This is a genomic window from Variovorax durovernensis (assembly GCF_977011995.1).
In genome coordinates this window covers 1,030,807-1,045,819 of sequence record NZ_CDRNCW010000002.1, presented here as the reverse complement: position 1 = coordinate 1,045,819, position 15,013 = coordinate 1,030,807, and the positions used below count along the sequence as shown (strand labels likewise).

The 15,013-nt window shown below is 65.9% G+C and carries 14 protein-coding genes; 5 read left to right on the top strand and 9 right to left on the bottom strand.

Features of this window, described 5'->3' with window-relative positions; all coding sequences use genetic code 11:
- The first annotated feature begins 47 nt into the window (after positions 1-47).
- Positions 48-2,180, top strand: a complete 2,133-nt coding sequence (locus tag ACWV14_RS36750; protein ID WP_454908747.1) for a putative bifunctional diguanylate cyclase/phosphodiesterase — start codon at positions 48-50, stop codon at positions 2,178-2,180.
- Between the two features lie 43 nt (positions 2,181-2,223).
- On the opposite strand, the gene ACWV14_RS36745 is transcribed toward ACWV14_RS36750, so the two are convergent.
- The 3 genes from ACWV14_RS36745 to ACWV14_RS36735 all read right to left on the bottom strand — a co-directional run bounded on the left by ACWV14_RS36745 (position 2,224) and on the right by ACWV14_RS36735 (position 4,512).
- Positions 2,224-3,369 (bottom strand): helix-turn-helix transcriptional regulator, encoded by a 1,146-nt coding sequence (locus tag ACWV14_RS36745; protein WP_454912879.1) that lies wholly within the window; start codon positions 3,367-3,369, stop codon positions 2,224-2,226.
- Positions 3,370-3,640: 271 nt separating this feature from the next.
- Positions 3,641-3,781, bottom strand: a complete 141-nt coding sequence (locus ACWV14_RS36740) for a hypothetical protein (protein WP_454908745.1) — start codon at positions 3,779-3,781, stop codon at positions 3,641-3,643.
- A gap of 11 nt (positions 3,782-3,792) precedes the next feature.
- Positions 3,793-4,512, bottom strand: coding sequence for a TetR/AcrR family transcriptional regulator (locus ACWV14_RS36735; protein WP_454908744.1), 720 nt, complete (start codon positions 4,510-4,512; stop codon positions 3,793-3,795).
- Positions 4,513-4,601: 89 nt separating this feature from the next.
- Here ACWV14_RS36735 and ACWV14_RS36730 point away from each other — a divergent pair, with 89 nt between their 5' ends.
- The 4 genes from ACWV14_RS36730 to ACWV14_RS36715 all read left to right on the top strand — a co-directional run bounded on the left by ACWV14_RS36730 (position 4,602) and on the right by ACWV14_RS36715 (position 8,853).
- A complete protein-coding gene (locus tag ACWV14_RS36730; RefSeq protein WP_454908743.1) occupies positions 4,602-5,204 on the top strand; it encodes an SCO family protein in 603 nt (200 codons plus the stop codon).
- Positions 5,179-6,738 carry a linalool dehydratase/isomerase domain-containing protein gene (locus ACWV14_RS36725; RefSeq protein WP_454908742.1) on the top strand — a complete coding sequence of 520 codons (1,560 nt, stop codon included), beginning with the start codon at positions 5,179-5,181 and terminating at the stop codon, positions 6,736-6,738. Before ACWV14_RS36730 ends, ACWV14_RS36725 begins: the two co-directional genes overlap by 26 nt.
- 255 nt (positions 6,739-6,993) lie before the next feature.
- A complete protein-coding gene (locus ACWV14_RS36720) occupies positions 6,994-8,010 on the top strand; it encodes a patatin-like phospholipase family protein (RefSeq protein ID WP_454908741.1) in 1,017 nt (338 codons plus the stop codon).
- 162 nt (positions 8,011-8,172) lie between these two features.
- A complete protein-coding gene (locus ACWV14_RS36715; protein WP_454908740.1) occupies positions 8,173-8,853 on the top strand; it encodes a hypothetical protein in 681 nt (226 codons plus the stop codon).
- Positions 8,854-8,926: 73 nt separating this feature from the next.
- Here the strand turns inward: ACWV14_RS36715 and ACWV14_RS36710 are convergent, their stop codons facing one another.
- The 6 genes from ACWV14_RS36710 to ACWV14_RS36685 all read right to left on the bottom strand — a co-directional run bounded on the left by ACWV14_RS36710 (position 8,927) and on the right by ACWV14_RS36685 (position 14,790).
- On the bottom strand, positions 8,927-9,427 hold the full coding sequence (locus ACWV14_RS36710; RefSeq protein WP_454908739.1) for an Lrp/AsnC family transcriptional regulator: 501 nt from the start codon (positions 9,425-9,427) through the stop codon (positions 8,927-8,929).
- 15 nt (positions 9,428-9,442) lie between these two features.
- Positions 9,443-10,801 carry an aspartate aminotransferase family protein gene (locus ACWV14_RS36705; protein WP_454908738.1) on the bottom strand — a complete coding sequence of 453 codons (1,359 nt, stop codon included), beginning with the start codon at positions 10,799-10,801 and terminating at the stop codon, positions 9,443-9,445.
- Entirely contained in the window at positions 10,798-11,862 is a 1,065-nt protein-coding gene (locus ACWV14_RS36700; protein ID WP_454908737.1) for a phosphotransferase, read from the bottom strand. Before ACWV14_RS36700 ends, ACWV14_RS36705 begins: the two co-directional genes overlap by 4 nt.
- Positions 11,863-11,897: 35 nt before the next feature.
- Complete coding sequence (locus tag ACWV14_RS36695) at positions 11,898-12,563, bottom strand: haloacid dehalogenase type II (RefSeq protein ID WP_454908736.1); 666 nt, start codon at positions 12,561-12,563, stop codon at positions 11,898-11,900.
- Between the two features lie 161 nt (positions 12,564-12,724).
- Positions 12,725-14,050: an NAD(P)/FAD-dependent oxidoreductase gene (locus ACWV14_RS36690; RefSeq protein WP_454908735.1), complete on the bottom strand. Its 1,326-nt coding sequence runs from the start codon at positions 14,048-14,050 to the stop codon at positions 12,725-12,727.
- A gap of 20 nt (positions 14,051-14,070) precedes the next feature.
- A complete protein-coding gene (locus tag ACWV14_RS36685; protein WP_454908734.1) occupies positions 14,071-14,790 on the bottom strand; it encodes a cupin domain-containing protein in 720 nt (239 codons plus the stop codon).
- Between the last annotated feature and the right edge of the window lie 223 nt (positions 14,791-15,013).

The window sequence follows — 15,013 nt, the reverse complement described above, 5'->3', positions numbered from 1 at the left end:
CCGCATCTGCACACGCCGCCAGCGGTGGCTGCGGGACAAACTGGCCCATGCCCAAGAAACACGCCCTCCCGGGTGACCCGCGCCGCGATGCAGCGCTCACGCGCATGGCGGCCAGTCCCGCATCGGCGGGCCCGCAGATGACCCTGCAGGAGGTGCTGGACCGTCTGGGCCCCTCCATCTTCGCCGGGCTGCTCGACCCCGACGGCGTGCTGCGCTATGCCAACCAGGCGGCATTGCAGGCCATCGGCAGCGCGCCGGAGCAGGTGCTCGGCCAGCGTTTCGACACCACCCCCTGGTGGCAAGCCTGCGAGGTCTCGCGACAGCGGCTCCAGCAAGCGCTGGCCGGCGCGGTGCGCGGCGAGGCCTCGCGCTTCGACGTGCGAGTGGCCACGAGCGGCGGCGCCACCTTGTCGATGGACTTCTCGCTGCTGCCGCTTTACGACCCGGCTGGCCGCGTGGTGTGGTTGATACCGTCTGCGCGCGACGTGAGCGAACGCGAGCAGGCGCAGCACCAGTTGCAGCTCACGCGACAAGCCGTCGAACAGGCCAACGACGCTCTGTTGCAGGTCGGGCCCGACGGTGCCTATCGCGACGCCAACGCGGCGGCCTGCCGGCTGCTGGGCCTGGATCGCGAGCAACTGCTGCGGCTGCGTGTACCCGACATCGAAACCCAGATCGATGTGGCGCAGTGGCCGCAGCGCTGGCGCGACTTGTGCGACCGGGGTTCGCTGCGCTTCGAGACCACCGTGCGCCACCAGGCGGGGCATGAGATTCCGGTCGACGTCTCCGTCAGCCTGGTGACCAGCGGCCAGGCGTCCTTCGCGCATGTCTGCATCGACGACCTGCGCGAACGCCGTGCCACCGAGCGGCGCATCCTGCAACTGCTGCAGTTCGACGAACTGACCGGGCTGCCGAACCGCCAACTGCTCCTGGAGCGCTTGAACGCGACGGTGCAGACCAGCCTCCAGACCGTGGTTCTGGTGCTGGAGCTCGACCGTTTCAAGCGTATCAACGACGGTCTCGGCGCAGACATCGGCGACGCAGTGCTGCGCGAAGTGGCGCAGCGCCTCAGCGGCACCGTGCGCAGCGGCGATCTGGTGGCGCGCCGCGGCGGGGACGAGTTCGTGATCGTCATGCCGGCGCCATCCGTGCCGGTGCTGCACACGGCGCAGGCGCTGCTCGACAGCATCGCCCGTCCGATGTCGATCGCGCGGCAGGAGGTTCATATGACCTGCAGCATCGGCATCGCCACGGCACCCGCCGACGGCGACCACGCGGACACCTTGCTGCGCCGCGCCAGCGCCGCACTGCACCAGGCCAAGATGCTGGGACGCAACCAGGCCAGCGTCTACGCCGGTGCACCGCACGACGACGACCCCGACCGGCTGGCTCTGGAGACAGCGCTGCGCAAAGCGCTGCGCGACGAGCAGCTCGATCTGCACTACCAGCCGCAAGCCGATCTTGCGCATGGCGGCATCGTGGGCGTGGAGGCATTGCTGCGCTGGCATCACCCGACGCTGGGCCGCGTCGCGCCGGATCGCTTCATCCCCATCGCCGAAGAGACCGGCCTGATCGTCGCCATCGGCGACTGGGTGCTGCGCCGCGCCATCGAGCAGGCCGCGGCCTGGCAGGAGGCAGGGCTGCCGCCTCTGCGCATGGCGGTCAACCTGTCGGCGCGCCAGTTGCTGCATCCGGACCTGGCACGCCGCATCGAAGGCCTGCTCGCCTCGGCGGGCCTCGATCCCCGGCTGTTCGGCGTCGAGGTCACCGAGAGCATGCTGATCGGCAACTTCGACCAGGCGGTGCAGCACCTGCAAGCGCTGCGCGCGCTTGGCGTCGAAGTCTCTCTCGACGACTTCGGCACCGGCTACTCGAGCCTGAGTTACCTGCGCCGGCTGCCGGTGGACGTCGTCAAGATCGACCGTTCGCTGGTGCCCGACGTCACCGCGCTGGCAGAAGACGCGTCGATCACCCGCGCCATCATCACGATGGCACACCAGTTGCAGATGAAGGTACTTGCCGAGGGCGTCGAAAGCGAAGGCCAGGCGGCGCTGCTGGCGGCTCACCAGTGCGATCAGATGCAGGGCTACTGGTTCAGCGCGGCGCTTCCCGCAGCGGCGATCGAAACGATGCTGCGCGAAGATCGCAAGATCGATCCAGCGCTTCTCTTGCGGCGCTAGTTGGCGACACGCACGCCTGCTGCGGCGGATTGGCAGTTCTGCACTATGCCGCTCGGCCTTGCGCCTCGCCGACCAGCCGAATGAGGTCTCCCTGTCGCCGCACGCCTGTCTTTTCGAAGATGTGACGAAGGTGCGTTCGCACCGTGCTGATCGCGATTGACTGGTGCTCGGCAAAGCGGGCGAGCGTGTCGCCCTGCATCAGTGCTTGCGTGAGCTTCAGTTCGGTCGGGCTCAGGCGGAACTGCACGGCAACCTGCGCCAGCCGACGCTCGGGCGACAGAGCCTCGGGCTCGTCGATCATGAGCAGAGCAACCGCGTCGGGCCATTTCAGGCGCGTGGCATTGCGCTGCTCCAGCGGCACCATCCGCGCCGTGGCTCGAGCACCGGCGGGCCCGGGCTTCCAAAGCGCATGCGTCTGCAACTGACCCTGCGCGACCAGGCGCAGCGAGGCACCGATCGCGTCCACGCCGAGTTGCCCCATGCGCACGAGCATGCCGTAGCGCGTGCCCACCCAGCCGTTTCGCGCCAGCAGGCCGGCGGCGGCCGTGTTCGCATGCAGCACGCGGGCGTCGCGCGCCAGCAGCATCAGCGGCTTGGGCACGGCGTCGAGCAACTCGAGCGTTTCGCGCTCGACGGCGACGCTGCGGTTCAGCGCCCAGTGCGCGTGCAGCGCGAGTTGCAGCGGCGCGTGCACGGCCTGGAAGGCGCGCTTGTCCTGAAAGCTGAACTCCTCCCGGCCCGGGCGGCGGTACAGCCCAATGACGGTGAAGGGCGCCACGGACGGTTGCGTGCCGTCGTCGACGATCATCGCAAGCAGGCCCTTGACACCGGTAGGGGCCGCGAACTCGTGAAAGTAGTCCAGGCGGTCGAGCGTGTCCCAATCGACCAGTTCGCGCCCGATGCTGACCTCGCCCGCATGCACGCAAGTGCCCTTGGCCGCAGCGCTGGCCATCCAGGGGTCTCTGGGGGCCCAGTAGCTCACGTAATCGGGCAGCGTGTGCGTGGGCAAGCCGTGATCGACGAACAGGCCGCGCTCGCCGTCGGTGTTTTGCGGCGTGTGCACGCATGCGGCCGTGGCGTCGAAGCGCAGGCACAGCGCAGACAGCATCTCCTGCCAACGCGACGCGTCCGAGGCAGCCCGCGACGCTGCAACAACAGCGCCCATCAAACCACTGTCCCAACCAGCCATGGTTGCCCTCTACGTGCTCTTGTGAACGGAATTGTCCCTTGCGGGCAGTCTTGAAGCGCTTCACAGCAGGCTCGGAGCCTGGCGCTTGCTCACTGGCCGAATGTACTTGACCGAGGTCACATGCGACCTATGCCCCGTTTGTTCGCGTATTTGCCACGCGCCATGCCGACCAGCGCCGCGGCCGTGCAGCAGCCCTCGCGCCAGCGTCTTTTCGCCAAAAAGGCTCCTGCAGAGCTGGCAGCGAACAACTGGAGGCCATCACGCGGGTGGTTCATGGCTTCGCACACCCGCTGCAGGTGGGCGGGGCTGTTGTGCTCCAGGCCCACCAGAGCTGCTGGCGCTCGCCAGCGACCTGCTTGACCTTGCGGCGCTTGCGCACCGACAGGTTGGCCAGCCTGTACAGCCGCCACATGCGCCAGCAGGTCACGATTGCCGTTTCGCCGATACCGATCGCCGCTTCTCCGCAGGCGCGCCTACGACGGCCTTGTGCGCGGCGCCTTTCGGCCTTCCGCTCTCCACCCATTGGTCGACCATCGTCGTCACCAGCAGCCGGACCATCGTGCGCGTGTTGGTCCACGGCATGCCAGGCGTCATGTGCGGGAACAGCACTGTGCCGTGCACCGCGGCGAGCAACAGGTCCGCGGCGGTGCGCGACGGCACCGAGCGCTCTGGAAGCGTTTCGAACAACGCGTCAACCGTCTCGTAGTACAGCGCGAGGATCTCGCGCACCGCCTGCGACTTGGCGAAACCGTCTGTCGCGACACGAGCCCCGGGCGCGGGAAAGATGACGAGGAAATCCTCCATGTGCGACAGCCAGTAGTCGGCCGTGCCGATGAACAGCTTCTTCACGCGCTCCACCGGGTCAGGCGTGCGCGCAACCATGCGCCTGAACTTCTCGGTCGCGGCCTGCATGTCTTCGCTGCGGATGTTGAAGAACAGGTCCTGCTGATCGCGAAAGTACTGGTAGATCGCGCCAGGGGCATAGCCGGCCTCGGTGGCCACGCGGCGCAGCGAAACTGCCGCCATGCCCTCCTGGCTGACCAGGCGCCGGCCCGCGGCGACGAATGCGGCCTTGACCCGCTCCTTGTCCTCGGGGGTGCGCGCGCGGCTGAGAACCTCGCTGCTTGGTTTGCGGAATGGCATCGATGAAACCGGGGTGATGGAACGCAAAAGTATAGGAGCGGGCGGGAAAACCCCATAAGTTATTGAACGCGTTCAAATAAAATCCGTCCATGCGCGAAACTCCCACCGACTCCACTGCGTCCTGCTGTTGCGGCGCTGTCGCTGCAACCCCTGTTGCGTCATCGGCGCCGGTCAGTGGCCGGTTCGATCTCGTCGATCACTTCGGCCGGCCCGTGAACGAACGCAGTTTCGGCGCCAAGTACCTCCTGGTATTCTTCGGGTTCTCGCACTGCGCGGTGGTGTGTCCTCGCGAACTCGCGAGACTCGGTGCGGCGCTGGAGATGCTTGGCCCATTGGCCGAGCGCGTGCAGCCGCTCTACATTTCGGTCGACCCGGCGCGCGACACGCCTGAAGTGCTGCGGCACTACCTGTCGAAATACACGGCCCATGCCGGCGGCTTCCTGGGGCTGACAGGGTCGCCCGACCAGGTCACGGCCGCCAAGAAGTCGTTTCGCGTATTCGCGGAGCCCATCGAAGACGACAGCGCACCGGGCGGCTACGTCGTGCCCCATACCGCGCTCGCTTACTTCATGGCGCCGGGCGGGCGCTACGCCACTCACTTTGCCGAAACGCTGGATGCCTCCACGGTATCCACTCGTCTTCGCAAGCACCTGGAGCGCAATGCCGATGCCAATGCAAGTGCAGCCACCTGAAACGCTTCGCCTGGACGACCGGCAGGCCGGCCACCTGCGGCACTTTGCCAATCTGTCGCGCCAGCCGGTCAACGACTGGTCCTTCATGCAGGGCCGCGGCACCGGACAGGACGACTTCGGTGGCTACCGGTTCCAGCTCGCGTACATGGCCTACGCCATGGCGCTCGCGCACCGCCACCGCCTGCCGGCGGCGCCGGGCGTCTTCAAGCCCGTGTTCGAGCGCTTCATGCAGAAGATGCTGCTGCCCGAGGTGTGGATGTATTGGGCGCGCGTGAGCCGCGGGGGCAGCGTGTTCAACGCGCACCTGTCCGGTGGCTACGCCGAGGACTGGGATCCGGTCGGGCGCGACAACATCATGTACAGCGCCTACGTGCAGTCGATGGCGCTCCTGTACAACTACCTTTTCGACGACGACCGCTACGCCGCACCGGGTGCATTGACGTTCAGCTACTGGTCGTTCTTCTGGGGCGGCAAGGAGCGGCGCTTCGAATACGACCAGAAGAGTCTCAACCAGCACATCTACTGGCAAATGGTCGAGAGCGGCTACGTCGGCGTGGCATGCGAGCCCAACTGCGTTTTCCAGATCTGCAACCAGCCCGCCATCCTCGGCTTTCGCATGCACGACCTGGTCACCGGCGAATCCATGGCAGAGGAAGTGACACAGGGCTACCAGAAGGCATGGGAGCAGTTCGGGCGCCTGGGCGCCAATGGCCACTACAACACCATGATGTCGCAGGACACACGTGCCGTGCGGGACAATGCCGGCCCGTCTCCCTGGGTGGACGCCTGGTGCGGCACGCTGATGAACATGTGGAACCGGGAGTTCGTGCACACCCATTACCCCGCGCAGATTGCAGGCTGGCTCATCCGCGAGCCTGAGGACATGCTGTCGGTTCGCTCCGTCGAGCGGCCCGAGGTGATGGGACAGAAGATCGTCAACGACGACTCCGACTTCGGCTGGGCCGCCACCTGGGCGTCGGAGATGGGCGATACGGCAGTGCTCGACGGCCTCATGAAGCATGCGGAACGCTTCATGTCGCCGAGTTGGCGCGACGGCGGGTTTCATTACCCGCGCAACGATACGCTGGCGGACAAGGACGGCTACCGAACCCTGGTGGAGGCCATGACCGGCAACGTGCTGCTGGGCTACGCGAGCCTGAATGTGCCCGATGGGCTCTGGCGGCTGTACAACGAGCCCTGGCCTGCGTCGCACCATCGCGATCCGGCACTGACGCGAGTGGACGACGGTATCGATGTGCTGCAGGCGCATGTCGAACCCGGCGCGCGGCGCTTGCACTTCACCGTGCGCCGTTGCGCGGCAAGCCGGGGCGGTTTCGATATCGAGATCGGGCGGCTGTCGAACTGCGGCCTCTGGACGCTCACGCAGGGCGCGCGGAGCGTCGCGCACGGCACGGGCAACCATCTGGCGGCGTCGCACGCGTTCGACATCCGCTTGGTGGAAGGCGGGATCGCGCTGACCTGCCCGGAGGGCGACGCAGTGAGCTTCGAACTCGCTTTTTCACCTGGCGGCTGACCCTGCGCACCTGTGAAAAGGTCGGCGCCAGGCTGCCCATCGGGCTGGACCTAGGCCAGCGTCGAGCGCAGTTGTTCTCGGTCTTCAACATCGGCCCCGCCACTGGCGCCTGTCGAACCCGGTCCGGGCCTGTAATGGAATGAAATGGATCGGCGCCTCAAGAGGCGCCACAGTGCTCATGCTTTCGGGTTTCGTCAGGGCGCCAACGGGCCAGAGCGCTCCGACTGCCCGTCCACTCAAGCAAGGAGCGTAGCCATGTCTTTCAAGATTCTCTGCTGCGACGGCGGCGGGATTCGCGGCGTCATCACGGCGCTGCTGATCCAGGACCTCGACCAGCGCTTCGGCATCGTCAAAGGCGCGGACGGTTTCGCCGGCACCTCCACCGGCGGCCTGATCTCGCTGGGCCTGGTGAACAACGTGGACATCGATGCCATCGTCAACGTCTACCAGAACGACGGCGCCAAGATCTTCCAGCCCAACGGCTGGTTGCTGGATGCACAAGCCAGGCAACAGGACCGGGCCCCGGCGCAGTCGACGGAAGACTTGCTGGGCAGCGGCCCGGGCATCTTCAAGTGCCAGTACGTCAATACCGGCTTGCAGACCGTCGCCCAGCAACTGGTGGGCAATGGCGCGCTGTCGTCGGCGAGCCGCTTCGTGGCCGTCAACTCCGCGCGGCTGTGGGATGCGAACCAGAAAAGCTGGGTCCCGTGCACCATCTCCAACGGCCGGAACAACGCCTACCGCGGCATCAGCATGGTGGACGCCGCGCTGGCCACCTCGGCCGCGCCGACGTACTTCCCGCCGTACCAGGTCGGCGGCTTCGGCTACTTCGCCGACGGCGGCACTTTCGCCAACAACCCCTCGATGACGGCGATCGTGGAAGCGCTCTACCAGGGCTACGCCAGCGCCCCGTCGGACATCGTGATGCTGTCGCTGGGCACCGGCGTCAATCCGGTGGGCGTGTCGCCCGGCGCCGTGTCCAATCCGCTGGACTGGGGCGTCACGCATTGGCTGTGGCCGTTCAGCAATGGCGTGGTGCCGGCCACGGCGTTGCTCAACCTCACCATGGATGCCACCGCGGAGCTGGCAGCGACCCAGGCCGGGCAGATGCTCGGCGGCAACTACATGCGAGGCAATGTACCGCTGGCCCGGCCGTTCGGCCTGGACGACTACGAGCACGTGGGCGAACTGGTGAGTGCGACGCAGAACTACATCAAGACCTCGCCCGAGTGGGCGGCGGTGCGCGGTTGGGTGCAGAAGAACTGGACGTGAGCGATGCGAGCTGACACGGCCTTGTCCGGTCTGTCTGGACGTGTGTCACTCGCAGACGATGTGCCCAATATGGAAGGTAATGCGCTTTGCATGGCCAGAATTTGCTTTTAAAGCCTTTTCCTGGAATCAAGGGAAGCCAAACAATCTTCAAAAGATAGAGTCATGCCAAAATCAGCATTGATTGTTTACGTCTCGGGCGAGGATAGCTCGGCCGCATTGAAAACGCGGTTGATCAGCAAAAGCTATGCTGTCCATCGCATTTCCATCAACCAGGCCGACGGAAGCATCGTCTGGCATGTCGATAATGGTCAGAGACCGCAGCCCAAACTTCTCGGCTCTTTGAATTACGATAAAGTTTTTATCATCGGACATCATTGTGTTGATCAAAGATTTCCAACGAACAGGGGTGTTTCGCTCGGCGGCAGATTATTGTCAAGCGTCCAATTAATAGACGCCCTTGTCAGCTCCGGGCTTAACGAGCCATCGCGATTCGTCTTGATCGTATGTAATGCCGCGGTGGGTTCAAGTACTGGAAATGTCGTGGACGACGACATTGGCTATTCGACAGGCCACAACTTTGCCAGCCGCTTGATCGAAATCGATTGGTATTCAGTGGAGGTTTACGCCTACACGGAAAAAATAGGAATCATTGGTGAAGGCACCCATGAAGTTATGAGGACGGCTGCGCTCCACGGACTGATACAGCCAAATCAAGTTTTACCTGTTGGAAGTCGTTACCTCTATAGGCCTGTTCTTTCTCCCCCGCGTCCCAGGTCTGTGGTCGGATCCAAGCTGCGGTTTTATTTTCAGAACAAAATACTCTGCTGCTCGGCAATCTATTGAAAAGAGCAAATTCCTATGAATGGTTGCCGTTCATCTCGCGGCAGCCCGGCCCCGAGCCCCGGAGCGCACAACCTCACTCCCACCGCTTTTGCGCCGCGATGATGCCCAGCGGATACCCTCGGCGCCCGAGCGAATGGCGAAGGACGATCCGGCTGGCGAAGCGTTCGATGCCGATGTCGTCTTCCAGCATCTTGTCCATCACCGCCTGGAAGTAGCCGATGCCCGGCGCCACGATCTTCAGCAGGTAGTCGTAGCCGCCGCTGACGTTGTAGCACTCGACGATCTCCTCGTACTTCGCGGCGGCTTCCTCGAACTTGCGGAAATCGTGCGGGCGGTGGCTGCTGATGGTGACCTCCGAGAACACGATGACGTGGTCGCCCAGCTTTTCCAGCGCGATGTCGGCGCCGTAGCCGCGGATCAGCCCGGTTTCCTGCAGCCGCTTCGTGCGCAAAAGGCACGGGCTGGGGCTCAGGCCCACCGACTCCGCCAGGTCGACGTTCGAGCAGCGCCCCTCGCGCTGGAGATGCACGAGGATCTTGAGGTCGAACCGGTCGAAGGAAACTGCTGATCCCATCGCGCCATCGTACGTTCAGGTCGACTCGGGCGGCGTGCGCTGCGCCTCGGCGAGCGACTCGTCGAGCGCGTCGATCACCATGCCGGCCTGCTCCGCCGAGAGGACCAGCGGCGGGCGGATCTTGAGCACGTTGTGCCCCTGGGCGCAGGCGCTGAGCAGCACGCCTTTGTCGCGCATCAGGTTGACCACCCGGCTGGTCAAGCCGCGATCCGGCGCGCGTGTCGCGCGGTCCGATACGAGCTCGACCCCCACGAAGAGCCCCGCTCCGCGCACGTCGCCAATGGCCTCGTGCCTTGCTGCGAGCCCGGCGATGCCGTCGCGCAGCAACTTGCCGACCTTGTCGGCATGCGGCATGAGCCGCTCCCGTTCGATGGTCTCCAGCACCGCCAACGCGGCTGCGCAAGAGACCGTGTTGCCCGCGAAGGTGTTGAAGTAGCGCGAGTGCTTGCCGAATTCCGCCAGCGCGTCTGCGGTCGCGAGCAGGCCCGCGATGGGCTGCCCGTTGCCCATCGGCTTGCCCAGGGTGACGATGTCGGGAACCAGGCCATGGCGCTGGAAGCCCCACATGTGCTCGCCGGTGCGACCGAAGCCCGGCTGCACCTCGTCGGCGATGAAGAGGCCGCCGGCGCGCTTGATCGCCTCGACCGCGCCCTTCAGGAAGCCCGCAGGCTCGGGCAGGATGCCGTCGCTGGTGAAAAGCGAATCGACGATCAAGGCCGCCGGCTTGATGCCGTGGCGCTGCAGTTCGGCGATCGCGGCCTCCACGTCGCGCGTGAAGCGCTCTCCAAGGTCGGCGCCTTCGGCGTGGTACAGGCGCGGCGCCGGGACCAGCCGAACGTGCGGGCCGAGGGCGACCGTCACGCCCAGCGATGGCGAGAACTGCGACACCGCGTCGGTGATGCCGTGATAGGCCGTGTCGGTCACGATCACACCCGTGCCGCCGGTGCGCACCTTGGCGATGCGATAAGCCAGGTCGTTGGCCTCGCTGCCGGTGCAGGTCAGCATCAGGTGGGCAAGGTCCGTTCCGGGGACGCTCGCGATCAGGCGCTCGGCCAGCTCGAGGATGGTGTCGTGCAGGTACCGCGTGTTGGTCGCGAGCGTCTGCACTTGGCGGCAGATCGCCTCGGTGACCGCGGGATGGCAGTGCCCGAGCGAGGTCACGTTGTTGTAGACGTCGAGGTAGCGGCGGCCTTCAGGGTCCATCAGCCAGACGCCGTCGCCGCGCACGATGTGCAGCGGGTGTTCGTACATCAGCCGATAGGCGGGGCCGAGCAGCGCATTGCGCCGTTCGATCATTGCCTCGGTGGCGGGCCCGACGTTGGCGCGGCCTGGAATGTAGGCGTTGACCATGTTGAAGTCGGCGGTGGTTTTCATGAGGAGGCTCCGGTTCGTGTGGGGGTCAGCAAGCGGTCGCGCGCCTCGTGGCGGGAGAGGTCCGCCATCTGCGACAGCGCCTCCCAGGCCGCGGGGTTGTGCCGCATGATGTAGGCGCGGTTTTCGGGGTAGCGCAGGGCGCGCCACTCCGAGATCAACACCGTGATGAGGTGGCGCGTCGCCATGAGGTCGGCAACGATGTCCTGCTCCGGCGCGGTCAGCGGCAGAACGCCCTGGTAGGCGCCGATGAACTGCGCCGGCCCTTCGAACGGGTCTGCATTGCCGGCCATGTGGAAGGCGGCAGCCGTCGCGACCTCGCCGACCAGCGGTGCATGGAGCATGTCGCCGAAATCGATGATGCCGGTGATGCGCGCCTGGTCATGCGGTGCGACCAGCACGTTGTAGAGGTGATAGTCGTTGTGGATCACCTGCGCCCTCACCGACGCGAGTCGGGGCAGCACATGCCCGGTGAAGCGTGTCATGAACGATCGGGCCAGCGTACGTCGCGGTCCTTCGACCAGGCTGTCGAGCTTCGCGGTCAGCCGGTGCGCCGCCGACACGTTCCACAGCAGGTCGTGCGTGGCCGCAGGGTGCGTGAAACCCTGCAGGGCGAGGTCCAGTTCGGCCAGACCCTTGCCCATCGCGATGCGCTGTGCGGCGGTGCGCGGCGTCTCCCGGATCTGGATGCCCTCCAGGTACGTGAGCATGCGCACGGTGGTCCGGGTGCCGTCGGCGAGCGCTACGGTGCCGCGCGCGCGTCCGTCCAGCATCCGCACGACGCGGGGAACCGGCTGGCTGGGTGACGTGCGGGCGATGTGTTCGATGGCGGCGATCTGGAAATCGACCAGCGACACCGGCTCGGACGTGTTGCTGACCTTGAATACGTAGCGCGTGCCGTCGGCGGATTCCAGGGCGCAGTTCTGGTCGCGCTCGCCGGCCAGTGGCTTCACGCCGACCTCGAGGCCGTAGAGGCGCGCCACCAGCGCCTGCACCTCGGCCGGCGCCAGATTCGGCGCCGCGGTGCTCAGTGCAGCGGCCTCGTCCGGGTGTTCTTCAGGCATCGCGCCCTCGCCAGGGCGGGAGTCAAGGCTGGACATCAGAGTCCGAGCAGCGCCGGAAGCTGGCGAACGTCCGTCAGGCGGTTCACGCCGTATTCGGTCGACGTGGGCTCGTGGCCCCGGTCGATGAAGGCCTTGGCCATGAAGCCGAGATCGGATGCCGTCATCAGGTCGTACCGGAAGCTCGACGAGACATGCATCATCTGGCCGGGCCCGCATCCCAGCCGGTCGAACATGTGCTCGAAGGCCTGCATGCGCGGCTTGTAGGCGCGGGCTTCCTCGGCGGTATAGACCGCATGGAAGGGCGCCTTGAGGTGCGCAACGCTGTGGGGAATGAGGTCGACCATCGAGTTCGACAGGATCACCAGCGGCACATGCGGCGCGATGGCCTCCAGCACTTCGACCACGTTCGGATGCGGCTGCCAGGTCGGCACGGCTTCGTACAACGAGACGGCATCCGATGCCAGGCATTCGATGCCGTGCGCCTTGCAGGCACGCTGGATGGCGTTTTCCACCACGTCGAAAAAAGGCTTCCACTCGCCCAGCACCTCATCGAGGCGGTAGGCCTTGAAACTGTCGAGGAACGCCGGCATCCGGTCGGCTGGAACGCGGTCCTTGAACAAGACCTTCGCCGTCGGGCCCATCTCGAAGTTGATGAGCGTGCCATAGCAATCGAAGCTGATGAATTTGGGTTTGAAGATCATCGGTAGACCTGCTGCGTTGAGATGAAACAAGTCTAGGTTTGCCCCCTATGCAGGAGATGCCATATCGCTGTGGATACCGAGCAGTTTCTTTGTCAATCCGAAGGGGCTCCGACATTTTTGACGGCGCCGTTCAGCCGTCGATCACGACCACATCGCGCGGCCTAGAAATCGGCGACCTTGCCCCATGCCGAGCCGTTGAACCGCTCCGGCCGGTACGGTGCGGGATCCACGATCGGCTCGGCACCGCTGGCGATATCCGCGATGAGGTGGCCGGCGCCGGGGCCGATGCCGAAACCGTGCCCCGAGAAGCCCGCTGCCAGAATGAATCCCGGGATGCCCGGCACCTCGCCGATGCCGGGAACACCGTCCGGCGTGCTGTCGATGTAGCCGGCCCAGGCGTGCGTGATCCTGGCTTCGCCGAGTTGGGGCAGCAGTTCGACGGCGCGGCGGTGGGTCTCCCTGATCGCGGACATGTCGGGCTTGGGATCGAGGATGCGCACCCGCTCCATCGGCGTCGGCGCGTCGAGGCGCCACCTCGCCAGCGTTTCATGGCCACCTCGAATGCCCTCCAGGCCGCCCGGGCGAAGGTTGCGCCAGCGCTTGGCGAACATTGGCACGAACTGCGGCGCGAAGCGCATGAACTGCGGCGTCACGTCCACGCGCGCGCGGCCGCTGATGGCCAGTGCGTAGCGTCCGTCGTTGCGGCGCGTGGCCGACACGTTCCCGCTGACCAGGGCCGCCGGCAAGCGATGCGCCACAGGCGACACGCTCATGATGGACTGGCGGACCGAGGCCTGCGGAAAACGGATGCCCAGCTGGCGGCAGAACGATGACGCCCAGGCGCCGCCCGCCATCACGACCGTGCGTGTCTTGATGACGCCGGCTTCCGTGATCACGCCGCTGACCCGTCCGCCTTCCGTCTCGATGCCGCGGGCCGCGCAGTCCTGGTGGACGCTGCCGCCGAGCTTGATGAGCGCGGCGGCCACCGCGGGCGCGGCCTTGGCGGGATCGGCGGTGCCGTCGCTGGGCGAGAAGACCCCGCCTTTCCAGGCGCGGCCGGTTGCCTGCCCGCGCTCGGCTGCCTCTCGGCCACTCAGCATGTGGGTCGTCACGCCTGCGGTCTTCGCAAAATCGCGCCAGCTGGCCCAGCGGGCAATCTCGGCCTCGTCATTGCTGAGGTACAGGAGCCCGCAGCGCTGAAAGCCCGTGTCTTCACCGCTCTCGGCGGCAAATTGTTCCCACAGGTCGAGGCTCTTGCTCGCCAGCGGCAGTTCGCGAGCGTCGCGGTTCTGCTGCCGGCACCAGCCCCAGTTGCGGCTCGACTGCTCCGCGCCGATGCGGCCCTTTTCGACGAGGGCGACCGACAAACCGCGCTTTGCCAGGAAGTAGGCGCTGAAGACGCCGATGATGCCGCCGCCGATCACGACGACATCGGCGCGGGCCGGCAGCTTGGAGGACGTGTGGACGTGGTTCAGCGGAGGAGACATGACGCAGCGCGCTCGACGCCTCAGCCCTGGACGGTCTGGACCACGTAGAACTTCGCCACGCGATCGCTGCTTTCCCACCCGATCGGTGCACCCTGGGGCACGAAAAGTGCATCGCCCGTACCCAATGACAGCACGCTGCCATCAGGGGCGGCGAATCGCACGCTGCCGGCCAGGAGATGCATGAACTCGTTCACGCGATGCGGGCGAACGATCCGGTGGTAGGGCGTCGAGTCCCACGTGCCGGCACTGTATTGCGCACTGTCGTCGATGAAGACGTTGTCGCTGCGGCACTCCGGCGAGGGGCCCAGCAGCACTTCCGCGGGCAGCGTGGCGGAGGGCTTGAAGTTGGCGTCGGCGTACAGGGGAAAGAGACCGCGCCTGGTCGGCTTCTCGCAAGCAGCGGCGCAGAACACGAAACGCACGCGAGACCCGGCCTGGACATGGAGCGAGGTACCGCATCCTATGACGACGCCCGCCTGGGGACCCACCACCACCGGGGCCGCCCCGGCCGCTGTCAGGGTCAGCTCTCCCTCGACCACGACGATGGTCTCGATGTGGGGATAGCTTGCGATTTCGAGCTCACCGATGAAGCTGGTGCGGCCCGCGCTCATCGAGCCCGGTCCTTCCCACGCGATCTCGCGATGTCGCGCAAAAGGATCGTCCTTGCCGAACGCAGCCCTGCGAAAGGCGGTTGAAACGGGCGCGCCGTCGGCGCGATGCAGTACCAGGGCCTGGGTCATTGATTGTTCCTGCGCGATGCGCGATGTTTTTGGTGAAGCTGTCAGTCGGTGCCAGGGGGGCCGGGCATCCTGGAAGCAAAGCTTAGGCTGCGTGCCCCTTGTACCGGTGCTTCAATGAGGGGCTTGCACAGAGCAGGCTGCCGTTGTGCGAGTCGCTGCAGCAGATCCTGCGGTCATGCATGCGCTGGCGGCCTTCGATATCGGACAGGCATCAAGGATGGCC